The organism is Kitasatospora sp. NPDC034035 (genome assembly GCF_055575755.1).
Genome location: NZ_JBVISA010000020.1, coordinates 161807 through 185036, shown reverse-complemented (window position 1 = coordinate 185036; position 23230 = coordinate 161807). Strand labels below are relative to the sequence as shown.

Below are 23230 nucleotides of genomic sequence, written 5' to 3'. Positions count from 1 at the left end.
CGCCCACCCCACCGGCGGCGGCAAGCCGGCCCGGCGGCCCCGTGAGCACGTTGGCGCGGGCGTGCACCCTTCCGCCGTGTGACGGGCGCACCACTGCCCCGGTACGCCATTCTTGAACCTCCGGCCGTTCGGCCCGGGACGCAGTCCGTTCTCTGTGGTGAGGTGTTTCCCATCGGTAAGGCGAGTGGATCGGCTCTGGCCGCGTGGCTGCGCGGTGTCGACGGGCCGCGGTTGGTACGAGTCCTGACAGCACGGCCGGACGCCGCGGTGGCTCCGGAGCCGCAGTCGGTCGGCGAACTGGCGGACCGGCTTCAACGCCCGGCGTCGGTGGCGCTGGCCCTGCCCCGGCTCACGTTGCCCGAGCTTCAGGTGGCGGAGGCCGTCGCCGCACTGTCACCCGCCGCCCCGGACGTCCTGGCGGACGTCCTGGACGCGACGGACGGGGACCGCGCCCGCCGGTTGGACGCGGTGCTGGAGGCGCTGGCCGATCGCGCCCTGGTGTGGCCGGGGGACGACGGGCGGCTGCACACGGCGGCGCCGCTGCGGCGGGCGTGGGACTCGCCCCTGGGGCTGGACGCGCGACTGGCACAGCTGCTCGCGGACACGACCTCCGACGATCTGGGCCGCATGCTGACGGCCCTGCGCATCAGGCCGACGGGACGGAAACAGCAGCGGCTGGCGGCACTGATCGACCACCACAGCGATCCGGAGCGGGTCACCGCACTGGTGGCCAAGGCCCCCGCCGACACCCGGAAACTCCTTGAGCAGCGGGCGAGTCGGGCCCCGGAGCGCCCGGCCTTCATCGTGTTCGGGGCCCCGTCCGACTCCGCGCCGGGCGAGCGGTGGGCGCTGGAGCGCGGACTGCTGATCCGGGACCGACACCGGTACGGGCCCGCCCGCATTCCCGCCGAGGTGGCGCTCGCCCTGCGCGGCACCGGCTGGCACGCTCCGTTCACCCCCGCCCCGCCCGTCGTGCGGTCGGCGCCCGTCACCGGGTCGGAGATCGACCGGGAAGCCGCGGCCGCCGCCATGGCGTTCGCCGCCCACGCCTCCTCCGTCCTCACGGCGTGCGCCGCCGCTCCACCGGCCCGGCTCAAAGCCGGCGGGATCGGCGCCCGTGAGCTGTCCCGACTCGGCAAGGCCGCCCACTGCGAGGAGATCGTGGTGCGCGTCGTGCTGGAGGCGGCCGACGCGGCAGGACTGCTGGCCCGGGACGGGGACCGGGTCGCGGCGACCGAGGCCTACGACAGCTGGGCGGAGGAGGAACCGGCCCACCGGCTCGCCGTACTCCTCCGGGCCTGGTGGACACTGCCGCGAACCCCCGGCGGGAGCCGGGACGAGGACGGGAAGTCTCTGCCCGCCCTCGCCGGAACACCGCCCTGCGAAGGCTGTGTGCAGGGCCGGCACGGGCTGCTCGCGGCCGCGGCGAAGCTCCCGGCGGGCGAGGGCGCGACGGACCCGGCAGACCTGGGGGCGCTGATCGTGTGGCAGCGTCCACTCGTCGACGAACTCGCTCAGGACGCCACCCCGTTCGCCACCCTGATCCGCGAATCGGAGCTGCTCGGAGTGCTCGCCCTCGGGGCCCTGTCCCCGATCGGGGCGGCCCTGCTCGCCGATGACGCCGACGCGGTGGCCGCCGCCTGTCGGCAGCTGCTGCCCGCGTCCACGGGCACCGCCCGCTTCGGCAGCGATCTCACCGCCGTCGTCGCCGGCACGCCCTCGGCATCCCTCGTCATGCTGCTGGACTCCGTCGCCGACCGGGAGACCTCCGGTGCGGCGTCCGTGTGGCGGTTCAGCCCCGGAAGCGTCCGCCGCGCACTCGACGCGGGCCGTACCCCCGACGCGCTGACGGCCGACCTGGCCGCCGTCGCCGTCGCGCCGCTCCCCCAGCCGCTCTCGTACCTGATCCAGGACACCGCGCGCGGCCACGGCCGGGTGCGCGTCCTCTCCGCGGCCTGCGTGATCCACGGCGCGGAGCCCGCGCTACTCGCCGAGTTGGCCGCCCACCGCAAGCTCGCCCCGCTCGGCCTGCGGCTCCTGGCACCGACGGTGCTGGTGAGCCGGACACCGGCGGACAAGACGCTCGCGGCACTGCGGTCGGCGGGCTACGCCCCCGTCGCCGAGAAATCCGACGGGTCCGTCCGCATCGAGCGGGCCAAGCAGCACCGAGCGGCGGGCCCGGTCCCTGCCCCGCGCAGGGCCGGCAAGGAACAGCCCACGTTCGCCCGCGTCTCGAGCGCTCGGCCGGCCGCCGACCTGAGGGCCCTCGCCACCCGGCTGCAGGCGACCCCGCAGGAAGTCCCGGAGCCCGACCCCTGGGACGGGCGCCCCTACAACAGCGACACCGAGGAGATCATCGCGGGGACCGCACGCAACCTGTCCTTCACCGACGTCCGTCAGCTGGCCCACGCCGTCAACGAGGGGCAGACGATCACGATCGAGTACATCTCCGCCTCGGGCAGTGCGACCGTCCGCACCCTCAGCCGCCTCGAACTGGATGAGCCCTACCTCCACGCCTGGTGCCACCTGCGCGATGACGAGCGGATGTTCACCCTCTCCCGCATCCACGGGGTGATGCCCGCGTAGCCGGGAACGCCGCAAGGAGGAGACGCGGCACGGAGCCGGGGGCCCGCACCCCAGCTGTCCGCGGGGTGGGTGTCCGATTCGTTCAAGACCCGGCGGCCGGGAGCTGCCTAGCGTGGCGGCATGACCAGCACACCCGCACCGCAGTTCGTCTTCATCGGGCTCGCCGTATCCGACATGGGCGCCTCGGTCGCCTTCTACCGGCGGCTCGGCATCGAGTTCCCCGAGGGCGTCGAGCAGGCGCCGCACGTCGAGGCCGAGTTGCCCGGCGGGCTGCTCCTGGTGCTCGACGCCGAGTCCACCATCCGCTCGTTCCACCCGGCCTGGCAACCGCCGGCCGGCGGTGGGCGCACCTCGCTGGCGTTCCGCTGCCAGGGCCCCGCGCACGTGGACGCGTTGTACGAGGAACTGACCGGCGCCGGGTACCACGGGGAGTTGAAGCCGTGGGACGCCTTCTGGGGCCAGCGGTACGCCGTGGTGCACGACCCGGACGGCAACGGGGTGGACCTGCTCGCGCCGCTGCCCTGACCGCCCGCTGACCGGCCGCCGAGCGAGCGGCGAACGACCGCTGGACGATCGTCGAGCCATCGCTGAGCCATCGCTGAGCGAGCGCCGAGCTATCGCTGGGAGGACAGCAGGGCGGTCACCGTCATGCCCGCCAACTCGCGTACGTCGCGCGCCAGATGAGCCTGGTCCGCGTAGCCCGTCCGAGCCGCCGTCTCGGCGAGCGGGACGCCGGAGCGGGCCAGCGCGAGGGCGCGCTGCATGCGCAGGATCCGGGCGAGCGTCTTGGGACCGTAGCCGAAGGCGGCGAGCGAGCGGCGGTGCAGCCGACGCGCGCCGAGGCCGACCGCCTCGGCCGTCGCCGCGACGGACCGGCCGGCCGCGAGCGCGGCGACCACCGCCCGGACCTGCGGGTCCTCGGGCTGCGCCGCGGCCGCCAGACGCAGGGCCAGGGCCTCCAACTCGGCGGCCGGGTCGGGTGCCGCGTCGATCCGTTCGGTGAGGCGCCGCACCTCGGCACCGGACCGCAGGTCGGCCAGGTCGACCCGGCGGTCCCGCAGCTCGTGCGCGGGGACACCGAGCAGCCCGGGGGCGGTGCCGGGACGGAAGCGCACGCCCACCCACGGGCCCGACAGCCCTGGTCCGGGACGGAAGGCCCGGGTGTCCGGGCCGGCGACGAGCAGCCGCCCCTCCGTCCACAGCAGGTCCATGCAGCCGTCGGGCAGCACGGGCAGCTCAGTCCCGGCCCCACCGCCGCCCGTACGCCCGACGGCCCGCTTCGTCCACACGACCGCACCGGGCAGCCGGGACGCGCGCTCCACGTACTCGGAGGACATGGGGCGAAGGCTACGCGCCCGCGCCGGAGAGTGCCCCGGATGGCCGAGGCCGAACGCTGACGGCCCCCCGCCCCGGCCGCACGAGGCAGCCGGGGCCGGGGGCCGTCGGGCAGGGCCGTCAGAGCCATCGGGGCCGTCGGGCAGAGCAGCGGTTCAGCGGACCGTCTCGGCCGCCGGTGCCGACGCTTCCGCCGTCTCGGCCGGTGTCGACGGTTCCGCCGGTTCCGCCGTCTCGGCCGGCAACTCGTTGTCGACGGCCTTCGCGTCGCCCCCGCGCATCAGCACCAGGGTGAGCGCCGCGGCCGCCACGACCGCGATGCCGCCCACCGTGAAGGTGGTGGAGGTGGCGGTGTTGAACGCCTCGCGGGCGGCCGCGACCAGCCCGCCGTCCCCGGTGGGGCCCGCGACGGCGAGCGCCCCGGTGATGTCGTGGCGCGCGGCGGCGGGGGCGCTGTCGGGCATCGCGCCGGTGTAGGTGCTGGAGAGCACGGTGCCGAGGATGGCCACGCCTAGCGCGGCGCCCGACTGCTGGATGGTGTCGTTGAGCGCGGAGCCGACGCCCGCGTGCTCGCCGGGGATCGCGCCCATCAGGGCGTTGGCGGCGGCCGGCATGCCGAGGCCGGAGCCGACGCCCAGCACCAGCATGGCCAGGGCGACCTTGGTGAAGCCGTCGCCGACCGAGAGGGTGGCCAGCAGGCCGAAGCCGCCCGCGATGACCAGCATGCCGACGGCGGTCAGCACCCGCGCCGGGACCTTCTTGCCGAGCGCGGCGCCCACCCCGTTGAACACCAGCGAGGCGACGGCGAGCGGAATGAAGGCCAGGCCGGTGTCGGTGGGCGAGAACTCCAGGACGAACTGCAGGTACTGGGTGAGCACGAGCATCAGTCCGCCGGTGGCGAAGGTCAGCAGGACGAGCGAGAAGCTGGCGCCGGTGAACACCCGGTTGCGGAACAGCGTGAGCGGGACCATCGGCGAGTCGGTGCGGACCTGCCGGACGGCGAACCCGGTCAGCGCGGCCACGGCGACGGCGAGCGCACCGAGCGTTCCCGCGCTGGTGAAGCCGTCGCGGGGCAGCACGATGATCGACCAGACCAGCGCCGTCATGCCGACCATCGACAGCACCATGCCCGTCAGGTCGGGCCGACGCCACGGCCCCTTGGACTCCGGCATCAGCAGCACCGCCGCGAGGATCGCGACGGCCGCGATCGGCACGTTGAGCAGGAAGACCGCGCCCCACCAGAAGTACGCGATCAGCGCGCCGCCGAGCACGGGCCCGCCGACCAGGCCGACCATGGCCACCGCGGTCCAGGCGGCGATCGCCTTCGGCCGCTCGTCGTCGTCGAAGACGGTGATCAGGATGGAGAGCGTGCTCGGCATGACCAGCGCGCCGCCGACGCCCATCAGGACGCGTCCGGCGATCAGCTGGCCGGGGCTGTCGGCGACGGCCGCGACCAGTGAGGCGGTGCCGAACAACGCCAGTCCGACGATCATCACCTTCCGGCGCCCGAAGCGGTCGGAGAGGCTGCCCGAGGTGAGCAGCAGGCCGGCGAAGACCAGGATGTACGAGTCGATGATCCACTGGATGTCCTGCGCCCCGGCCTTGAGGTCCTCCGCGATCGGCGGGATGGACACCGTGAGCACCATGTTGTCGATCACCAGCACCAGGCTGCTGAGGCACAGCACGACCAGGATGAGCCAGCGTCGCGGATTCCGTTCCATCGCGTTCCCCCTTCGAACTTCTCGGGCCGCACGGGCCGCACGGGCCGCACGGCCGCTCTGGCCGCTGTGGCTTCTCGAAACCCGAGATCGGTAGTTGGCGCGGGCACACCGTCCGCCGTCCCCACGGATACGGTGTGCGCCGCTCCGAACACTGTACGGACGCCGCACACTGTTCGCAACGCCGTACACCGTTCGGAGCGGCTTATGCTGAACCCGACCGAGCCCGACGGGCGGCGGCGGTGATCACGAGTGACGAGGAGGGCCGGATGGCGGCCAAGCCGGAGGACGGTACATCGGGCATCCCGACGCTGTGGACCCGACCGCAGCGACCCCGCCGGGAGCAACCGGCCCTCAGCCGCGAGCAGATCGTGACCGAGGCCGTCGCCCTCCTGGACAGCGACGGCATCGAGGCGCTGAGCATGCGCAAGCTCGGCGCGCGCCTCAACGCCGGCGCCACCTCGCTGTACACCCACGTCACCAACAAGGACGAGTTGGTCGCACTCGCCGTCGACCACGTCTTCGCCGAACTCCCGCTGCCGGAGACGACCGGCCCCGAGGGCGGCGCGAGGGTCTGGCGCGCGGCCATCGAGGAGTGCGCCGAGGGCGTACGCGCGGTCATCCTGCGCCACCCCTGGATGGTCTCGGTGCTCGGCGACGTCGGGATGGTCTACTTCGGTCCCAGCTGGATGCGGCTCTCCGAGGCCTTCCTGACACTGCTGGAGACGTCCGGGCTCGAACTCGTCGACGCCAACGAGGCGATGGGCGTCGTCATCGGCTACACCATCGGGTCCGCCACCGTGGAGGCCGCCTGGCTGAGCGCGCTGGCCAAGCGCGGCCGGAAGGAGCAGGAGTGGATGGACCAGCTCCTGCCCGCCGTCATCGAGGCCACCAAGGACCACCCCCGGCTGAACCGGCTGTACACCACGCACGCGTACGAGGAGGTCGAGGGCGGCCGGGACTCCGCCTTCCTCAGCGGCGTCCGGCTGATCCTGGACGGGATCGAGGCCTCGTGGGCGGCCCGGTCCACCGACCGTCAGGGCTGAACACGCCTCCTTCTAGAGCTCGTTGAGAGCCTGCACCTCCGCGTACCCCGGCACCGGCCCCACCGGCTCGCCCGCGCGCACGGCGGCCGCCGTGGCCACCGCCGCCGCCAGCGCGGAGCGGTACAGCAGCGAGCCGAGGCTGACCCGGGCCACCCCGAGCGCGGCCAGCTCGGCGAGGCCCGGGCCGGTCGGCGTCCACAGGATGTTCAGCGGGACGGCGAGGGCGCCGACCACCCGGGCGATCGCCGCCGGTTCGGCCAGCCCGGGGACGAACACGCCGTCCGCGCCCGCCCGCTGGTAGGCCTCCAGCCGCCGGAGGGTCTCCGGCTCGGGGTCATCCTGCGCGGGGGCGGCCTGGGCGGGATCGGCCGGCGCGGGATCGTCCTGCACGGGGGCGTCCAGTGCGGGGGTGTCCTGCACGGGGGCAGACGGCGCGCACCAGTAGGTGTCGGTGCGGGCGTTCACGAACAGCTCCGGCACGGCCGCCTTCACCGCCGCGACCTTCGCCGCGTGGACGTCGACCGGCGCCAGCGTGCCGTCCGCCCGACCGTCCTCCAGGTTGATGCCGACCGCCCCCGCCTTCGCCAACTCGACGGCCAGTTCGGCGACTTCGTCCGGGTCGTCGCTGAAGCCGGACTCCGCATCGACACTGAGCAGGAAGCCGCCGCGCCCCAGCCGCCGCGCCAGCCGTACGGTCTCCGCGCGGGTCGCGGCCGCGCCGTCGGGCAGCCCGGCGGCGGCCGCCACGCCCAGGCTGGTGGTGCCGATCGCGGGGTGGCCGGCGGCGGCGAGGGCGACTGCCGAGGCGTGGTCCCAGGCATTGGGGAGCAGCAGCGGGCGGCCGGGGCGGTGGTGCAGGGCGGCGAACGGGGTCATGGCGCGGTCTCCGTGGTCCATGGGCTTTCCAGCGTTCTTCTGCTTCAACTGCCCGTACGGGCTTGGGTGTTCTGCCGGGCTTGGGTGTTCTGCCGGGCTCATGCGTCCTCCCGTGCCGCCGCCACCGCTTCCGGCCGCCGGAGGTCGCCCACCGAGTCCGCGTAGTACCCGGACCCCGCGACGTGGCGAACGATCCGCCGGAAGCTCCAGCCGGTACCCGGCGAGTCGTCCAGGGACGCGTCCGGCAGCGCGGCCACCCGGCGGGCCCAGATCCCGGCCAGCCGGGTGAGGCGGCTGCGAGCCTCGTCCAGGTCGGCGGCGGTGAACGGGGCGAGGTCGGCCGGGGTGGTGACGTTGGAGGCGTGCCAGTGGTCGGGCTCGGTCGGCTCGTCGGCCAGCCGGGCCTCCAACTCGGCGAGGTGGTCCAGGAGATGGTCGGTGACGCGGCGAACCGCCTTGTGTGGCGTATAGGTTCGGCCGTCGGCGTTGACGATCGGACGTCCGTCCCAGGCCGTCCAGGTGGCGGCCAGGGCGAGCACGTGGTCGACCATCTCCGGTACCAGTCCGGCAAGTTCGGCCTTGCCGACGCCACTCCGAGCCGCCGTTTCGGAGTCCACCGACGCCAGGTCGGCAGGATCGGAGGCCCCGGACAGGATGCCCGCCGCGATGACCAGCGCGTGCGAGCGCCCCGGGCAGATCCGGGGCAGCGCACCGAAGGTGAGTGCCACGCCGTCCGGCGCCTCCGGCTGCGCGGCCGCGATGTCCAGCACCACATGCGTCCCGGCCGGTACGGCGTGCCCGCCGACCTCGGTCGCCCGGGCGGCGAGGCGGCGCATCACCCGCACCGGCGGGTCCTCGCGCAGCGCGCCGGCCAGTCCGTCCGCATGCCGGCGGGCGCACTCGACCAGCTCGGCGGTGGCGTCGCAGGCCTGGACGAGCAGGCCGATCCGGTTCGCGGCCGTCTCCTCGTCCGGGTCGCCCATCGCGGGCAGCAGCCGGGCCACCGCCGCGTCCGCCGCCGGGTCGTCCGGCGTGTCCGCGAAGTACGACCGGGCGACCGTCGCGATGTCCCGCGCCACGGCCTCCGGGTCGGCCAGGCCGAGCGCCGCCGCCAGTACCCGGACCACCCGCAGCCGCACGTCGGGTTCGAAGCCGCCCGCGGCGGCCACCCGCAGCGCGACCGGGTCCAGCCGCTCCAGGTCGGCCAGCACCAGCGCCCGGCGCCGGGCATGCGGTTCGCCCGAGCTGAACCGGGCGACGGCGGCCCGCAGCCGGGCCACCCCGGCGGGCCCGCCCGGGGCGACGGGCGCAGCGGGCAGCGGGACCAGCGCCGGGTCGGCCAGGGCCGCCGTGACGTCGTGGTACCGGGAGAAGGTCATGGTTGCGGATGCCATGGTTGCGGAGCCGGAGATCACCGTCGGTTCGCTCATGCCGCCATCGTGGCCCCGGGTCGTTTCGGCCCCGGCCGAACTGTGCCCGAGCGACCATGGAGGCATGCCCCCGACTCCGTCGACTCACCCGACGCGCCCGACTCTCCAGCCCCGGCCGCCCCGGCATTCCGACCACGGCGGCACGGCGCTCGCCGCCCTCGCCGCCCTGCTCGCCGACCCCACCCGCGCGGCCTTCTGCTCCGCCCTGCTCGACGGCCGCGCCTGGACGGCCGGCGAGCTGGCCCGGCACGCGCGCGTCGCACCGTCCACGGCCAGCGAGCACCTGTCACGGCTGATCGCGGGCGGGCTGCTGGCCGAGGAACGCCAGGGCCGACACCGCTACGTCCGGCTGGCCTCGCCCGCCGTCGCCACGCTGCTCGAGGACCTCACGTCCTTCGCCGAGTCCGGCGGCAGCGGCACGTCCGCACCCCGCAGCCTGGGCGAGGCCACCCGGCTGAGCGCCGAGGCCCGCGCCCGCACCTGCTACGACCACCTGGCCGGCCGCCTCGGCGTGGCCGTCGCCGACGCGCTGCTCGCCCGCGGCCTGGTCGCCGACGAGGCCGGGCTCGCCGTCACCGAACACGGCCGGGACTGGCTTGCCGCACAGGCGATCGAGCTGCCGCCGTGCTCGGGCCGGCGCGGCGCTCGCCCGGTGGTGCGCAGTTGCCTGGACTGGACGGAGCGCCGCAGCCACCTCGGCGGGGCGCTGGGCGCGGCGCTCTTCCGGACCGCCCTGGACCGCGCCTGGGTGGAGCGGATCGGCTCGGGCCGGGCCCTGCGGGTCACCCCGGACGGCGGCCGGGCGCTGCGCGAACTCCTCGGCGTGGAAGCGCCCTGACGACGCCCGTTCCGCCCTCACGCGTGCCGTTCCGCCCTCAGCCCATCGACTTCGCCCCGTCCAGCGACTCCCGGATGATGTCCGCGTGCCCGGCGTGCTGCGAGGTTTCGGCGATCAGGTGCAGCAGCACCCGCCGGGCCGACCAGGTCGCGCCCGGTTCGAACCACGGCGCCGGCGGCAGCGGGTGGGCGAGGTCGAGGTCGGGCAGGGTCCGGACCAGCTCGTCCGTCGCGCGCGCCACCCGCTCGTACGCGTCGAGCAGCCCGGCCAGCGTCTCGCCGTCCGCCATCCGGAACTGGGCGGCCCACGCCCCGGCGCCGCCGTCCCCGCCCGGGTTGGCGTCCCCGCTCCGCATCGCCTCCGCGCCGCCGGTGATGAACCGCCCCCAGCGGGCCTCGACCGCCGCGACGTGCTTGATCAGGCCGCCGAGGCAGAGTTCGCTGACCGTGGTCCGCTCGGCCGCCTGCGCGTCGGTGAGGTCGCGGACGGTGCGCAGCAGCAGGCCGCGGTGCTTGTCGAGTGTCTCGACGAATTCCTCGCGCTCGCTCATCGGACGCGCCCCGGCAGGCACGCGCCCGACCACCGCTCGCCCGACAGCCGCTCGCCCGAGAACCCCTCCCCCGACAGCCACGCCCCCATCAGACGTCCACCGTGTTCGGCTGCTCGCCGACCGTCCGTCCGAGGTCGATGATCCCGAAGGCCGCGCCCTGCGGGTCGCCGACCGCCGCGAACCGCCCGAACGGGGTGTCCATCGGCCCGAAGTGCACCTTGCCGCCGCGCGCCGTCAGCCGTTCGATCGCGGCGTCGGTGTCGTCCACGGCGAAGTAGACGCTGATGTACGAGGGTGCCTCGGGCGGCAGGAAGTCGCCCTCCGCCCCCATCCGGCCCAGCACCGGCCGGTCGCCGATCCGGAACATCCGGTAGTCGAACTCCTCGGAGTCCATCTTCTTCACGTCGTACGGGAAGACCGCCGGGAAGAAGGCGTCCGCCTTCGCCGGCTCGCGGGTCACCAGTTCGGCCCAGCTGTACGCACCGGGCTCGCCCTGCTTCTCGAAGCCCTCGTGGCGCCCGGCCTGCCAGACGCCGAACACGACGCCGCCCGGGTCCTTGGCGACCACCATCGTGCCGAAGTCGCCGACCTGCATCGGCCCCATGACCACCTCGCCGCCGTTGGCGCGGATCCGCGCGGCGGTGGCGCCGGCGTCCGGCGAGGCGAGGTACAGGCACCAGGCGGACTGCGCCTGCTGGCCGGGCATCGGTGGGACGACGGCGGCGACCGCCTTGCCGTCCGAGTACGCCTGCGTGTAGTTGCCGAACTCCGACGAACTCTCGCCGAAGGTCCAGCCCAGTACGTCCCCGTAGAAGTCCTTCGCGGCCTCCACGTCGGTGAACATCGCGTCGGCCCAACAGGGTGTGCCCTCAGGTAGCGCAGCCATCTCTCTGCCCTCGTGTGCGGCGAAGTGCGCACGCCGGAAGGCGCACGCCGGCCCCCGACTCGCCAGCCTAGCCACGACGCGGCGCACCCGCTCGGGATGGCCCGCACGGGTGCGCCGGGTGGTCACCTGTCGCGACGACCGCTCAGCCCTTCGACGCCGCCCAGCTCAGCGGCACCACCCCGCTCGGCACCGCCCCGCTCAGCGGCGGCCGCAGCGAGGTCGTGCCCAGTCCGGTCGGACCGAGCGGCACCACGCCGGTCACCCGAGAAAGATCCACGGCGGCCGAGCGCTCGGGGGCGTGCTCGGCCCCCGCCGAAGCGGCCCGGCGGGCGTCCGCCGCCATCGCCAGGTCCCGCTCGGCCCCGAAGTGCCGCTGCAGGTCCGCTTCGCGGTACCGGCGGCAGTCCTCGTGCCAGCGCAGGATGCCGGCGAGCCAGTTCTCCAGCTCCTTCACGTACCCGTCGAGGATCTCCCGCGCCGCCGGCTCCAGCCCGAAGTCCTCGTACATGACCGGGAGTTCCTTCTGCGCCACATGCTGGAACTGGCTCAGCCGGGAGTGCATCAGGTCGTCGACGATCCGGACCGCCGACGGGTAGTCGCAGTTGAAGAAGTTCTGCACCACCAGGACGACGTTGTGCAGCTCGCCCTCGTACTCGACCTCCTTCTGGTACGAGAAGAGGTCGTTCATCATGGCCGCGTAGTCCATGGCGGAGTACTCCAGCGCACGCATCGAACCGTGCCGGTAGACCTCCGGCGGCACCGTCTGCCCGTGGCCGAGGCGGCAGAGGCTCGCGGTGAGGTCGGAGCCGAAGGTGGCGCGGCGCATCTCCAGGTAGTCGACCGGGTCCGGGATCCGGTGCTGGATCTGGTTGCCGAGCTCCCAGACCCAGCTCGCCGTCATGTCCTCGACGGTCTTGCGGAACCGCCCCCTGGCCTCGACGGTCATCGGACCGGCGGTGCGCTCCCAGATGTCGGCGAGGCCGCGCTCCAGCGCGTTGGCCGGCTCGGGTGCGGGGCTGCCGTCCACCGGCATGAACAGCGTCAGCCGCTCGTTGGCGCGCTTGGCGCCGGCGAGGTCACGGGTGCGGCCGAAGACCACCGGGTAGTAGTCGTCCGCCCAGGTGCCCCAGGCCAACCAGGCCGAGTCGATGTCGAGTTGCTCGGCGGTGGCGTCCGGGTGGATGCCGGCCGCGCAGAGCGGGAGGTCGTAGTCGCGCATCGACTCGGCGTCCCAGATGCCGGATCCGGGGACGGCCGGGTCGGCTTCCAGGAGTCCCATCCGCTCGGCCCACTCGAGGACCCGCTCCCGGGCGCCGTCCAGGTGCGGGCTCAGCGACAGCGCGAACGGCAGCCTGAACTCCGGCAGCCGGGACGGACCGACGGCCTGGAACGGCACGTGCCCGTGTGAACGCGCCCGCCGCTCGGCCGGACCGGCCCCGCCCGTGACCGCGGCCTTCACCGCCTGCTGGGCCTCGCCTGCGGTCGCCCGCGCGGCGCCGCTGCGCAGGATGTCCAGCGCCGAGGTGCCGATGCCGCCGATCGCGTACTGGTCCCACCAGCTACCGGTGCCCGGCAGCCCCGGCAGCGCGCCGCCCGCCCCGGGCGCCACCTCGCCGCCCGAATCCGCCGACTCCCCAGCGCCGTTCATGTACCGACTGGAACGCATGTGCCACTCGTGCCCGCCGGACTGCCAGTCCTGCAGGCCCTTGACGTACGCCATGACCTTCGCTCGGCCCTCCGGGCCGATCCCGGTCTCCGCGAACAGCACCGGCAGTTCGGTGAACACGGTGTTCTCGAACTGCTGGAGCCGCGAGGTGAGCAGGTCGTTGACCGCCTCGGCGGCCTCCTGGGTGGTGCATTCCAGGAAGCGTTCCAGCACCAGGATGCCGTTGCTCAGTTCGCCCTCGTCCTCCACCTCCCGCTGGTACGAGAAGATGTCGTTGCGCAGGTGCACGCCGTCGGAGAAGGCGTCCATCAGCACCCGCAGCGCGCGTGAGCCCGACACCTCTTCCGGTACCTCGGCGGCAGCGGCGTACTCGACCAGCTGGGCGGACCACGGCGCACCGCCGACCTTGCGGCGCATCTCGATGTACTCGACCGGGTTGGCCACCCGGCCCGCGTTGATGTTGGCGAGCTCCCAGAGCGACTCGTTCAGCAGGTTGCGGGTGCTCTCGGCGAACCGGATCCGCCAGTCCTCGCCCATCACCGGAACGGTGCGCCGCCAGAGGTCGGCCAGACCCGCCTCGACCGGGTTCTCCGGCTCGGGTGTGGGGGTGGCCGGGTCGGCCGGCATGAACAGCGGCAGCCGGTCCAGGTGCGCCTTGCCCGCCTCCCGGTCGTTGGTGCGCTTGAACATGTCGAGGAAGTGGTCGTCGAAGAAGAAGACCCAGACGTACCAGTCGGTGACCAGCGACAGCGCCTCGGCGGAGGCGTCGGGGTGGGTGTAGGCGCAGAGCAGGCCGTAGTCGTGGGCCTCCAGGTCGGCCTGTTCCCAGACGCCGGAACCCTCCAACATGCCCATCTCCCGGGCCCAGTCGGTGGAATGGGCCCGCGCGTCGTCCAGGTGGGGATTGAGGCGTGCCGGGTGCGGCACGTAGAAGGACGGCAGTTCGAACGGCTGGGTCACGGCGGGCGAGCCTTTCTGGACGCGTCGATTGGACCAAGAATGACCCGCGACCCGGACTCCACACCGGCACAACAGGAACAGTCATATGAGATGACCAAGCTGCTCGAACTCCCGCTCGGACGACCGCCCGAGCAAGCGACCAGCCCTGGATCGTACGTACGGCCCCGCCCCACCACCCCTCCCACCCCCACCAGAACCACCCATCCGGCCGAGCGCACCCCCACCCCCACGCGCACCCCAGCCCCCGCGCACCACCCGCACAACACCCGTTCCGCCCCGAAGGCCCAACTCCACGGGGGCGGACCGCGATCGGTCCGCCCCCGTCGGATGGCCCTCGGACCAGTCCCCTCGGGCCGGTCCCCCTCAGGCCGCCAGCCGCAGGACCAGCGCCGCCACGACCGGGGCGACGTAGAGCAGGGGGGCGGGGAGGTGGGTGTAGGCCCGGGCGCGGACGACGGTGACGACGGCGCCGAGGAAGTAGAGGATCACGCCGACCGCGGCCGCGTAGCCGATGGCCGGGACGGCGAGGCCGACCAGGAGGCCGAGGGCGCCGGCCGCCTTGGCGACGCCGAGCCAGGTCCACCAGGCGCGCGGGACGCCGTAGTCGGCGAGGGGCTTGACGACGTACTCGGAGCCGACGAAGACCGAGTAGGCCGAGAAGCCGACCATGAGGGCGCCGAGGACGGTGACGATGGTGTAGGCGACGGACATTGAAGTGCTCCCCACTCGGTGGCGATTCGGTTCGACACCCCTCTGACCCGGCGCCCCCGGCGGATGTGACAGGCGCGGGCAAAAAATATTCCGCGCCCCCTCCGGCGACCCCAACAACCGCTCCGCCAACGAACAATGCAGGCATGGCAAGGCTTGGAACACCAAGACTTCCCCTGGTACGGGCGTGTTGACCGCCTCGGTCAACCCCGCGTCCACCAGACTGGGCGCCGACCCGACGTCAACTCCGAGGAGGGCAAGCCCATGAACGCCACCGTTCGGCTCGCACAGCAGCCCGAGGCCGACGAACTGCTCGGGCGGAGTGCGCTCGCCGCGCTCGTCGGCATGCTGCTCGACCAACAGGTGCCGATGGAGTGGGCGTTCACCGGCCCGCTGACCATCGCCCAGCGCCTCGGCCGGGACGACCTGGACGCCCACGAGATCGCCGCCTACAACCCGGAGGAGTTCGTCGCGCTCCTCTCCGCGAAACCGGCCGTCCACCGCTACCCCGCCGCGATGGCCAAACGGGTGCAGCAGCTCTGCCAGTTCCTCGTCGCGCAGTACGACGGCGACGCCGCCGCGCTGTGGAAGAACGTCCGCACCGGCAAGGAGCTGCTGAGCCGCCTCAACGCCCTGCCCGGCTTCGGCAAGCAGAAGTCGCAGATCTTCCTCGCCCTGCTCGGCAAGCAGTACGGCGTACGGCCCGAGGGCTGGCGCGACGCGGCCGGCGCGTACGGCGAGGAGGGTGCGCACCGCTCGGTCGCCGACATCACCGGCCCCGAATCTCTCACCCTGGTACGGGAGTTCAAGCAGGAGGTGAAGCGAGCCGCGAAGGAGGCCAAGGCCGCCGCCAAACCGCGCACCACCACCCGGACGACGGCCGCGCCGACTCCGACCGGCGCGCACTGAAAACCGGTTGCCCCGCCCCGCCCCAGCGGGCGACGCTCCCGGCATGACCGCAACCGCCCCGACACCGCCGAGTGTGTCCGCCCTGTTCGCCCCCGACGGGCGCCTGATCACCGTCCCCCGCAAGGCAGCCCGCCGGGAGCAGCTCCTGGCCCACCTCGCCGACACCCTGCTCGAAGCCGGCCGGGGCTACACCGAGGCCGAGGTCAACGCCGTGCTGCACACCGTGCACGACGACGCCCCCGCCCTGCGCCGCGCCCTGGTCGAGGCCGGCCACCTCGCCCGCCCCCGGGACGGCAGCAGCTACCGGCTGGTTTCGGAGCGCCGGTAGGCGTACCGCCCCCGGATCCGCCGGACGAAGTACCGCCCGTGGCTGTCGGCGGCCAGCAGCTCGCGGTGCACCCGGGCCGGTACGCCCGCGTACACGTACACCCGCCCGCCGGTGAACTCGAGCTCCAGCAGCCGCGCGGCCGGGTCGTACCCGACCGAGCGCAGCACCGAGGAGTCCACCGCCGTACGGTCCATCGCCCTCCCAGTGTGCGACGAGGGCCCCGGTCGCGCGGCGCGACCGGGGCCCTCACAACGGGTGCGTCCCGTCAGACCAGAGCGGCCTCCCGCTCCACCACGTCCTCGGCGGCCGCACCGACGGCCTTGCGCCGCCGCGGCAGCGCGAACATCAGCAGGAACACCACCAGCAGCACCCCCGCGACCCACCACAGCGCGTGCACGAAGGCCCCGCCGAACGCCGTCCCGACCGCCTCCGGCGCGACCACGTCGTCCATCGCCCCGAAGAAGGCCACCGAGATCAGGCCGAGCCCGAGCGCGTTCCCCACCTGCTGCACGGTGTTGATCAGTCCGGAGGCCGAACCGGCGTGCTCGCGCGGCACCTCCGCCAGCACCGCGTCCGTGATCGGCGCGACGATCAGCCCCATGCCCAGGCCCATCACCACCAGTGGCAGCGCCATCTGCCAGGGCGAGATCGCCGTCCCGTACCGGTCGGCCTCCCAGATGTACGTGAGCACACCCGCCGCCATCACCAGCGCGCCCGCCTGCAGCACCTTCCGTCCGAACCGCGGCACCAGCTTCTGCACCGACAGCCCGGCCGCCGTGGAGACCGCGATCGAGAACGGGATGCCGGTCGCACCGGCCTTGAGCGGGCTCCAGCCCAGGCCGATCTGCATGTAGAGCGTCCAGACCAGGAAGAAGATGCCCAGTGCCACACCGAAGGCCAGCTGCACGCAGATCCCGGCCGCGAAGGACTTCACCCGGAACAGCGTGAGCTCCACCAGCGGCGAGCCGTCCCGCCGCGCCTTGACCTTCTCGTACGCCACGAACAGCGCGAACACCGGCAGGCTCCCGGCCATCGACAGGTATCCCCAGAGCGGCCAGCCGGCCTCCCGCCCGTGGGTCAGCGGGTAGATCAGCATCAGCAGGCCCAGGCTGGCCAGCACCACGCCCACCAGGTCGAGCTTCAGGGCCTGGTCGGCCTTCGACTCGTCGATGAAGCGGCGGCCGAGCAGCAGTCCGGCGATGCCGACCGGCAGGTTGATCAGGAAGATCGGCCGCCAGGCCAGGCCGAACAGGTCCCCCTCCGTCAGCAGCGCACCGATCATCGGACCGGAGACGGCGCCCAGTCCGACCACCGCGCCGAACATGCCGAACACCTTGCCGCGCTCCTCCGCCGGGAACGTCGCGTGGATGATCGACAGCACCTGCGGCACCATCAGGGCCGCCGTCCCGCCCTGCAGCAGCCGGGTCGCGATCAGCATCTCCGGCCCGGCGGCCAGCCCGCAGAGCGCGGACGCCAGGGTGAAGCCGCCGATCCCGATCAGGAACACCCGCTTGCGGCCGTGGATGTCACCCAGCCGCCCGCCGGTGATCAGCCCGATCGCGAAGGCCAGCGCGTACCCGCCGGTGACCCACTGCACGGCGCTGAAGGAGGCGCCGGTGTCCGCCTGGATGCTGGGGATGGCGATGTTGACGATGGTGACGTCCACCAGGTCCATGAAGGAGGCCACCATCACGATCGCCAGCGCGATCCACCTCCGCCGGTCGGCTCCCGCCACGCTCATTCCGTACTCCTCGACTTCTCGCACGTCCCCTATGCCCCGCACTTCTCGCACGTCCCGTACGTCCCGTACTTCTCGCTCATCTCGACCTCCACGACAGTACGGGCCATGTAGGTCAGATCCTGTCCCAGTTCATCCGGCATGCTGGAGGGCATGAGCGACACCCCGGCCCGGCTGCTGAACCTGCTGTCCCTGCTCCAGACCCCGCGCGAGTGGCCCGGCAGCGAGCTCGCCGAGCGGCTCGACGTCAGCCCCCGGACGATCCGGCGCGACATCGACCGGCTGCGCGACCTCGGCTACCCGGTGCAGGCCACCATGGGCGCGGTCGGCGGCTACCGGCTGGTCGCGGGCACGGCGATGCCGCCGCTGCTACTCGACGACGAGGAGGCGGTGGCCATCGCGGTCGGGCTGCGGGCGGCCGCCGGGCACGCGGTCGTCGGCATCGAGGAGGCCTCGGTCCGGGCGCTCGGCAAACTGCTCCAGGTGCTGCCGAGCCGGCTGCGGCACCGGGTCGGCACGCTCAACACCGCGACCGTGCCGCTGCTCACTGGGGACGGCCCGACGGTCGACCCGGAGGACCTCACCGTGCTCGCCGGCGCCGTCACCAACCACGAACGCCTGCGCTTCGCCTACCGTGCCCGCGACGGCGCCGAGACCCGCCGGCACGTCGAGCCCGAGCGCCTGGTCTCCACCGGGCGCCGCTGGTACCTGGTCGGCTTCGACCTGGACCGCGACGACTGGCGGCTGTTCCGCGTCGACCGGCTGAGCGGCCCCCTCGCCACCGGCGCCCGCTTCACCCCGCGCCCGTTGCCCGCCGAGAACGCCGCGGTGTTCGTGGCGAGCAAGCTGCGCCGCCGGACGCACGCCCACACCATGGTCGCCACCGTGCACCGCCCCGCCGCCGAGGTCGACAACTGGATGCCCTGGACCGGCGACTACGAGGTCGAGCCGATCGACGACCACAGCTGCCGCCTGACCTCCCGCGCGGAGTCCCTCAAGTGGCTGGCAAGCGGACTGCTGCTGCTCGACTGCGACTTCGAGGTGCACGAGCCCCCGGAGCTGCGCGACCACCTGCGCACGGTCGCCACCCGCGCCGGCCGGGCCGCGGGAGGGGCGGGCTAGGCCGGGGCCGGACCGTTGCGCGCCCATCCGTCCGTCAGCTCCTCGGCTCGACGGCCGGCTCCCCGTCCGGGTCGACCGGGCAGGTCAGGGCCCGGCGGCCGGCCCGCCACTCGTCCTCGGGCAGCCGCCGGACCTCGACCGGACGATCGGCCGGCGGCCATGCTCAGACCCCGTACTCACCGGTCAGCAGCGCCCGGCCGAGGGTGTGGAAGGTGATGTGGAAGCCGACCTGCGCCGGCGGGGTGTCGGCGGCGACGTCCAGCTTCTCCACGTCCAGGGCGTGCACGGCGAAGACGTAGCGGTGCGGGGCGCCGGGCGGCGGGGCGGCACCGTCGTACTTGTTGCCCGGGAAGTCGTTGCGGCCGTGGAAGGAGGCCGCGCCGGGCAGGCTGCCGTCCGAGGCGCCGGCGCCGCGCGGCAGTTCGGCGGTGTCGGCGGGCAGGTTGAGGGCGAGCCAGTGCCACCAGCCGGAGCCGGTGGGCGCGTCGGGGTCGTAGCAGGTGACGGCGATGCTCCGGGTGCCCGCCGGCAGGCCCGACCAGGCCAGCTGCGGCGAGAGGTTGCCGCCGGCGTGGATGAACTCCCGGGCCAGCGTGCCGCCTTCGGTGAAGTCCTGACTGCTCAGTTCGAAGGACGGTACCTGCGGCAGGAACTCGTACGGCAGCGGCGGGCGCTTGCTCATGGGGTGGTCACCTCTCACGATCGGAATGACACGAGTCACTGTAATGGGGTGCACGTCCGATCCGGCCGCCCCTAGAGTCGACGTATGGCCGCCAAAATCGCCCAGTTGTTCTCGGACTCTCGCCGCGCGCTGTTCACGATGCTCGGACTCCAGGTCGTCATCTGGTCGGTACAGGTGGTGAACTGGCTGGACGACTACGGGCTGTCGAGGGACTACGGCCTGCGCACCGGGCAGTTGGGCGATCTGCCCGAGATGTTCACCATGCCGTTCCTGCACGGCAGCTGGGATCACATCGAGGCCAACTCCTGGCCGCTGTTCGTGCTCGGCTTCCTGGCCGCCTACCGCGGCCTGCGGACGTTCCTGTTGGCCAGCCTCGTGATCACGGTGTCCGGCGGGCTGACGATCTGGCTGCTGGAGCGCCCGAACACCGTGACGGTCGGCGCGAGCGGCATGGTCTACGGCTACCTCGGCTACGTGGTGCTGCGCGGGGTCCTCGACCGCAAGGTGCTGGACGCGGTGGTCGGCATCGTGGTCGCCGTCCTCTATTCGAGCCTGCTGCTCGGCGTGCTGCCGCTCGACGAGCACATCAGCTGGCTGGGCCACCTGGGCGGGCTGATCGGCGGACTGGCCGCCGCCGTCCTGCTCCGCAACCGGGCGGCGCAGCCGAAGCCCGCGCCCGCCGCGAAGCCCGGCGCCCCGGCCGACTCCAGGTCCGCCCTGCTCAAGGAGCTGGACGACCTCGGCCTCTGAGGCCCCCTCCACGACTCCCCCGGTCAGGTCTAGACCAACCCCACCCCTGCGGCTAGCGTGAACAGCGGCGTGAACAGCGCACCTGCCCCCAGCCCCGGAGCCGCACCGTGGAGTCGTCCGTCCTCGCCTTCGCCACCGACCTGCTCGACGAGGGCGCCGACGCCTTCTTCGGCAACCTCACCGACCGCGCCGGGGTCGGCGGCGTCACCCTCGCCTCGGTCTACCACGGGGCCCGCGACGTCTTCCCGCACAACCCCCACCGGGTGGTCCGCTACCTGGAGCCGGGCGCGGCGTACTTCCGTCCCGACCCGGCCGCCTGGCGGGGCCGCCGCCTGGCGCCCACGCCCTCCACCGCCATCGGCGGGCGCGACCCCTTCGCCGAGGCCGCCGACGAGGCCCGCCGCCGGGGGCTGAAGCTGCACGCCTGGACGGTGTTCTGCCACAACGACCGGCTCGGCTTCGCCCACCCCGACTGCGCCCCGGCCAACGCCTTCGGCGACCGCCACCTCACCGAGCTCTGCCCGGCCCACCCGGAGGTCCGCGCGTACGCGCTGACCCTGGTCGCCGAGCTGGCCCGGTACGGCGTGGACGCGATCCGCGCCGAGTCGCTGCACTTCCACGGGCTGCGCCACGGCTACCACCACGAGCGCTACTTCGAGGAGCTGGGCCCGACCGCCGAGGCCCTGCTCGGGGTCTGCTTCTGCCCGCACTGCCGCGCCGCCGCCACCGCCGCCGGCGTCCCGGCCGAGGAGGCGGCCGGGGCCGTCCGCGCCGAAGTGCGTCGCCGGCTGGCCGACGAGTCCGCCGCCGCCGAGCCCGCCGACCTGAGCGCCCTCGCCGACGGCGCCTTCGCCGCGTACGTGGACGCCTCCGCCGCCACCGTCACCTCGCTGGCCGCCGACCTGTCCGAGCAGGCCCGGCGCCACGGCATGCGGCTGAGCTTCATGGACGGCGGCGGCCCCGGAAAGGGCTGGCTCTCCGGGATCGACCTGCCCGCCCTCGCCAGGGCCGCCGACCAGATCGAGACGCTCGGCTACGCCAGGACGCCGGAGGCCGTCCGGGAGAAGATCGCCGCCTTCGCTCTGCACGGTGTCCGCCCACGGGACATGGCGGTGATCCTGCGCCCGATGTCCTCCGACTGCGACGGCCCGGAGAACCTCGCCGCCAAGATCGCCACCCTGCGCGAACTCGGCGTCCCCGAGGTCGAGTTCCACCACTACGGCCTGATGCGCCTGTCCTCCCTGGACCGGATCGGCGCCGCGCTCTCCGGCTGAACCACCGCCACCACCGTCGCCGCCACCGCCGTCACCGCCGTCCCCACCGCCATCCGTCCACTCCGGCCGGGGCGTCACCGCCGCCGCTTGGACGTCCCGAACAGGCTGCGCGAGATCTCCTGCCCGAGCTGCCGTCCGGCCGAGCGCGCGAAGGACTTCACCGTCGGATTGCTCAGCAGCGACCCGAGCAGCCCACCCACACCTTCCTTCTGCGCCTCCCGGGACTCCCGCCGCTCCGAAGCCGGCTCCGAAGCCGGCTCCGAAGTCGGCTCCGGGGCCCCCTCCGTCGGCACCGGAGTCGGCGCCGCCTCCGGCCGGGGTGCCCGCGCCGCGAGCTTCTCGTACGCCGACTCCCGGTCGATCGCGTCCCGGTAGCGCGCCGTCAGCGGCGAGGCGTCCACGGCCGTCCGCAGCGCCTCCGCCTCGATCGGCCCCATCAGCGACTGCGGCGCCCGCAGCCTGGTCGCCGCGACGGGTGTCGGCGCGCCCTTCTCGGACAGGACGGTCACCACCGCCTCGCCGGTGCCGAGCGAGGTCAGGACCTCGCCGAGGTCGTACGAGGAGTGCGGGAAGGTCGAGACGGTGGCCTTGAGCGCCTTGGCGTCGTCCGGGGTGAAGGCGCGCAGCGCGTGCTGCACCCGGTTGCCCAACTGCGCCAGCACGTCGGACGGGACGTCCCGTGGCGTCTGGGTCACGAAGAAGATGCCGATGCCCTTGGACCTGATCAGCCGCACGGTCTGGGTGATCGCCTCCAGGAAGGCCTTGGAGGCGCCCTTGAACAGCAGGTGCGCCTCGTCGAAGAAGAACACCAGTTCGGGCTTGTCGAGGTCGCCGACCTCGGGAAGCTCCTGGTAGAGGTCGGCGAGCATCCACATCAGGAAGGTGGAGAACAGCCGCGGCCGGTCCTGCACGGCGGGCAGTTCCAGCACCGAGACCACGCCCCGGCCGTCCGACGCGGTCCGCAGCAGTTCGGCGGTGTCGAACTCGGGCTCGCCGAAGAACGCCCCGGCGCCCTCGTTCTCCAGCACGGTGAGCGCGCGCAGGATCACCCCGGCGGTGGCCGCCGAGAGGCCGCCGATGGTCTTCAGCTCCTCCTTGCCCTCGGGCGAGGCGAGGAAGGCGATCACCGCGGTCAGGTCCTTGAGGTCGTAGAGTTCCAGACCCTTGCTGTCGGCGTAGTGGAACACCAGGCTGAGCGAGGACTCCTGGGTCTCGTTCAGGTCGAGCACCTTGGACAGCAGCAGCGGTCCGAAGCTGGTGACGGTGGCCCGGATCGGGATGCCCGCGCCCTGCCCGCCGAGCGAGTAGAACTCGGCCGGGCAGCCCTGCGCGGCCCACTGCTGGCCGACCTCGGCGGCCCGGGCGCTGGTGCGCTCGCTCGGCGTGCCGGGCGCGGCGACGCCGGAGACGTCCCCCTTGATGTCGGCCAGGAACACCGGCACGCCCTGTCCGGAGAGTTGCTCGGCGATCAGCTGCAGGGTCTTGGTCTTGCCGGTGCCGGTGGCCCCGGCGACCAGTCCGTGCCGGTTGAGCACGCCCAGCGGGATGCGCACCTGGGCGTCCGCGTAGACGGTGCCGTCCAGCAGCACCGCACCGAGGTCGAGGGCGGGCCCGGTGAAGGCGTACCCGTCGGCGATCTCCCGGACGGCCTGGGGGGTGGGGGCGGAGGACATCGGTGCACACTCCCGGGCGGATCGGAACGCGTCGGAACGCATCAAAACGCGTCGGAACGCTTCGGCGCCGGAACCGGACCCGATCGGTACCGGGCCGATGTTCGCGACATTTCCCATCAAACAGCCGCATTCATCCACCCGCAGTTCACACCGGC

General features: G+C 73.4%; 20 protein-coding genes and 1 pseudogene. 9 read left to right on the top strand and 12 right to left on the bottom strand.

All coding sequences use genetic code 11. The features are described 5' to 3' along the window. The first annotated feature begins 267 nt into the window (after nt 1–267). Together ACZ52J_RS26975 and ACZ52J_RS26970 are read left to right on the top strand one after the other, a co-directional pair. A complete protein-coding gene (locus tag ACZ52J_RS26975) occupies nt 268–2586 on the top strand; it encodes a helicase-associated domain-containing protein (protein WP_465622383.1) in 2319 nt (772 codons plus the stop codon). A gap of 120 nt (nt 2587–2706) precedes the next feature. Next, nucleotides 2707–3111, top strand: coding sequence for a VOC family protein (locus ACZ52J_RS26970; RefSeq protein ID WP_465622382.1), 405 nt, complete (start codon nt 2707–2709; stop codon nt 3109–3111). Between the two features lie 89 nt (nt 3112–3200). Here ACZ52J_RS26970 and ACZ52J_RS26965 read toward each other — a convergent pair whose 3' ends face one another. Together ACZ52J_RS26965 and ACZ52J_RS26960 are read right to left on the bottom strand one after the other, a co-directional pair. Beyond that, complete coding sequence (locus ACZ52J_RS26965) at nt 3201–3923, bottom strand: helix-turn-helix domain-containing protein (RefSeq protein ID WP_465622380.1); 723 nt, start codon at nt 3921–3923, stop codon at nt 3201–3203. A gap of 153 nt (nt 3924–4076) precedes the next feature. Then, the gene (locus ACZ52J_RS26960; protein ID WP_465622379.1) at nt 4077–5642 is read right to left on the bottom strand and encodes an MFS transporter; all 1566 of its coding nucleotides are present in this window, start codon (nt 5640–5642) and stop codon (nt 4077–4079) included. A 266-nt stretch (nt 5643–5908) separates the two neighbouring features. Between ACZ52J_RS26960 and ACZ52J_RS26955 the strand changes: the two genes are divergently transcribed. Continuing rightward, the gene (locus ACZ52J_RS26955; protein WP_465622378.1) at nt 5909–6685 is read left to right on the top strand and encodes a TetR/AcrR family transcriptional regulator; all 777 of its coding nucleotides are present in this window, start codon (nt 5909–5911) and stop codon (nt 6683–6685) included. Between the two features lie 12 nt (nt 6686–6697). Here ACZ52J_RS26955 and ACZ52J_RS26950 read toward each other — a convergent pair. Together ACZ52J_RS26950 and ACZ52J_RS26945 are read right to left on the bottom strand one after the other, a co-directional pair. Further along, nucleotides 6698–7567: pseudogene (locus ACZ52J_RS26950) on the bottom strand (isocitrate lyase/PEP mutase family protein); the annotation flags it as partial. 92 nt (nt 7568–7659) lie between these two features. After that, entirely contained in the window at nt 7660–8991 is a 1332-nt protein-coding gene (locus ACZ52J_RS26945; protein WP_465622377.1) for a cytochrome P450 family protein, read from the bottom strand. A 64-nt stretch (nt 8992–9055) separates the two neighbouring features. Here ACZ52J_RS26945 and ACZ52J_RS26940 point away from each other — a divergent pair, with 64 nt between their 5' ends. Then, nucleotides 9056–9829 carry an ArsR/SmtB family transcription factor gene (locus tag ACZ52J_RS26940; protein ID WP_465622375.1) on the top strand — a complete coding sequence of 258 codons (774 nt, stop codon included), beginning with the start codon at nt 9056–9058 and terminating at the stop codon, nt 9827–9829. A gap of 37 nt (nt 9830–9866) precedes the next feature. Here the strand turns inward: ACZ52J_RS26940 and ACZ52J_RS26935 are convergent, their stop codons facing one another. From ACZ52J_RS26935 to ACZ52J_RS26920, 4 genes are all read right to left on the bottom strand, one after another. Beyond that, the gene (locus ACZ52J_RS26935) at nt 9867–10379 is read right to left on the bottom strand and encodes a DinB family protein (protein WP_465622374.1); all 513 of its coding nucleotides are present in this window, start codon (nt 10377–10379) and stop codon (nt 9867–9869) included. An 88-nt stretch (nt 10380–10467) separates the two neighbouring features. Beyond that, nucleotides 10468–11265: a VOC family protein gene (locus tag ACZ52J_RS26930; RefSeq protein WP_465622372.1), complete on the bottom strand. Its 798-nt coding sequence runs from the start codon at nt 11263–11265 to the stop codon at nt 10468–10470. 142 nt (nt 11266–11407) lie between these two features. Further along, complete coding sequence (locus tag ACZ52J_RS26925) at nt 11408–13891, bottom strand: terpene synthase family protein (RefSeq protein WP_465622371.1); 2484 nt, start codon at nt 13889–13891, stop codon at nt 11408–11410. Between the two features lie 363 nt (nt 13892–14254). Continuing rightward, entirely contained in the window at nt 14255–14602 is a 348-nt protein-coding gene (locus ACZ52J_RS26920; RefSeq protein ID WP_465622370.1) for a DoxX family protein, read from the bottom strand. 261 nt (nt 14603–14863) lie between these two features. Between ACZ52J_RS26920 and ACZ52J_RS26915 the strand changes: the two genes are divergently transcribed. Together ACZ52J_RS26915 and ACZ52J_RS26910 are read left to right on the top strand one after the other, a co-directional pair. Continuing rightward, nucleotides 14864–15508, top strand: a complete 645-nt coding sequence (locus ACZ52J_RS26915; RefSeq protein ID WP_465622369.1) for an HhH-GPD-type base excision DNA repair protein — start codon at nt 14864–14866, stop codon at nt 15506–15508. Between the two features lie 43 nt (nt 15509–15551). Further along, complete coding sequence (locus ACZ52J_RS26910; protein ID WP_465622367.1) at nt 15552–15836, top strand: DUF2087 domain-containing protein; 285 nt, start codon at nt 15552–15554, stop codon at nt 15834–15836. Here ACZ52J_RS26910 and ACZ52J_RS26905 read toward each other — a convergent pair. Both ACZ52J_RS26905 and ACZ52J_RS26900 read right to left on the bottom strand, forming a co-directional pair. After that, nucleotides 15809–16030, bottom strand: coding sequence for a KTSC domain-containing protein (locus ACZ52J_RS26905; protein ID WP_465622366.1), 222 nt, complete (start codon nt 16028–16030; stop codon nt 15809–15811). The genes ACZ52J_RS26910 and ACZ52J_RS26905 overlap by 28 nt on opposite strands. A 71-nt stretch (nt 16031–16101) precedes the next feature. After that, a complete protein-coding gene (locus ACZ52J_RS26900; RefSeq protein WP_465622365.1) occupies nt 16102–17577 on the bottom strand; it encodes an MFS transporter in 1476 nt (491 codons plus the stop codon). Between the two features lie 150 nt (nt 17578–17727). Here ACZ52J_RS26900 and ACZ52J_RS26895 point away from each other — a divergent pair, with 150 nt between their 5' ends. Then, nucleotides 17728–18696: a helix-turn-helix transcriptional regulator gene (locus ACZ52J_RS26895; protein ID WP_360496439.1), complete on the top strand. Its 969-nt coding sequence runs from the start codon at nt 17728–17730 to the stop codon at nt 18694–18696. Between the two features lie 163 nt (nt 18697–18859). Here ACZ52J_RS26895 and ACZ52J_RS26890 read toward each other — a convergent pair whose 3' ends face one another. After that, on the bottom strand, nt 18860–19378 hold the full coding sequence (locus ACZ52J_RS26890; RefSeq protein ID WP_465622363.1) for a YbhB/YbcL family Raf kinase inhibitor-like protein: 519 nt from the start codon (nt 19376–19378) through the stop codon (nt 18860–18862). An 84-nt stretch (nt 19379–19462) separates the two neighbouring features. Between ACZ52J_RS26890 and ACZ52J_RS26885 the strand changes: the two genes are divergently transcribed. Together ACZ52J_RS26885 and ACZ52J_RS26880 are read left to right on the top strand one after the other, a co-directional pair. Then, nucleotides 19463–20128, top strand: coding sequence for a rhomboid family intramembrane serine protease (locus tag ACZ52J_RS26885; RefSeq protein WP_465622361.1), 666 nt, complete (start codon nt 19463–19465; stop codon nt 20126–20128). Between the two features lie 107 nt (nt 20129–20235). Then, nucleotides 20236–21402, top strand: a complete 1167-nt coding sequence (locus tag ACZ52J_RS26880) for a hypothetical protein (RefSeq protein WP_465622359.1) — start codon at nt 20236–20238, stop codon at nt 21400–21402. Nucleotides 21403–21476: 74 nt separating this feature from the next. Here ACZ52J_RS26880 and ACZ52J_RS26875 read toward each other — a convergent pair whose 3' ends face one another. Beyond that, the gene (locus ACZ52J_RS26875; protein ID WP_465622358.1) at nt 21477–23075 is read right to left on the bottom strand and encodes a helicase HerA-like domain-containing protein; all 1599 of its coding nucleotides are present in this window, start codon (nt 23073–23075) and stop codon (nt 21477–21479) included. Between the last annotated feature and the right edge of the window lie 155 nt (nt 23076–23230).

Coding starts and splice junctions, on each gene's coding strand:
- ACZ52J_RS26970 (WP_465622382.1), top strand. CDS start 2,707: ATGACCAGCACACCCGCACCGCAGTTCGTCTTCATCGGGCTCGCCGTA.
- ACZ52J_RS26965 (WP_465622380.1), bottom strand. CDS start 3,923: ATGTCCTCCGAGTACGTGGAGCGCGCGTCCCGGCTGCCCGGTGCGGTC.
- ACZ52J_RS26960 (WP_465622379.1), bottom strand. CDS start 5,642: ATGGAACGGAATCCGCGACGCTGGCTCATCCTGGTCGTGCTGTGCCTC.
- ACZ52J_RS26955 (WP_465622378.1), top strand. CDS start 5,909: ATGGCGGCCAAGCCGGAGGACGGTACATCGGGCATCCCGACGCTGTGG.
- ACZ52J_RS26945 (WP_465622377.1), bottom strand. CDS start 8,991: ATGAGCGAACCGACGGTGATCTCCGGCTCCGCAACCATGGCATCCGCA.
- ACZ52J_RS26940 (WP_465622375.1), top strand. CDS start 9,056: ATGCCCCCGACTCCGTCGACTCACCCGACGCGCCCGACTCTCCAGCCC.
- ACZ52J_RS26935 (WP_465622374.1), bottom strand. CDS start 10,379: ATGAGCGAGCGCGAGGAATTCGTCGAGACACTCGACAAGCACCGCGGC.
- ACZ52J_RS26930 (WP_465622372.1), bottom strand. CDS start 11,265: ATGGCTGCGCTACCTGAGGGCACACCCTGTTGGGCCGACGCGATGTTC.
- ACZ52J_RS26920 (WP_465622370.1), bottom strand. CDS start 14,602: ATGTCCGTCGCCTACACCATCGTCACCGTCCTCGGCGCCCTCATGGTC.
- ACZ52J_RS26915 (WP_465622369.1), top strand. CDS start 14,864: ATGAACGCCACCGTTCGGCTCGCACAGCAGCCCGAGGCCGACGAACTG.
- ACZ52J_RS26910 (WP_465622367.1), top strand. CDS start 15,552: ATGACCGCAACCGCCCCGACACCGCCGAGTGTGTCCGCCCTGTTCGCC.
- ACZ52J_RS26905 (WP_465622366.1), bottom strand. CDS start 16,030: ATGGACCGTACGGCGGTGGACTCCTCGGTGCTGCGCTCGGTCGGGTAC.
- ACZ52J_RS26900 (WP_465622365.1), bottom strand. CDS start 17,577: ATGAGCGTGGCGGGAGCCGACCGGCGGAGGTGGATCGCGCTGGCGATC.
- ACZ52J_RS26895 (WP_360496439.1), top strand. CDS start 17,728: ATGAGCGACACCCCGGCCCGGCTGCTGAACCTGCTGTCCCTGCTCCAG.
- ACZ52J_RS26890 (WP_465622363.1), bottom strand. CDS start 19,378: ATGAGCAAGCGCCCGCCGCTGCCGTACGAGTTCCTGCCGCAGGTACCG.
- ACZ52J_RS26885 (WP_465622361.1), top strand. CDS start 19,463: ATGGCCGCCAAAATCGCCCAGTTGTTCTCGGACTCTCGCCGCGCGCTG.
- ACZ52J_RS26875 (WP_465622358.1), bottom strand. CDS start 23,075: ATGTCCTCCGCCCCCACCCCCCAGGCCGTCCGGGAGATCGCCGACGGG.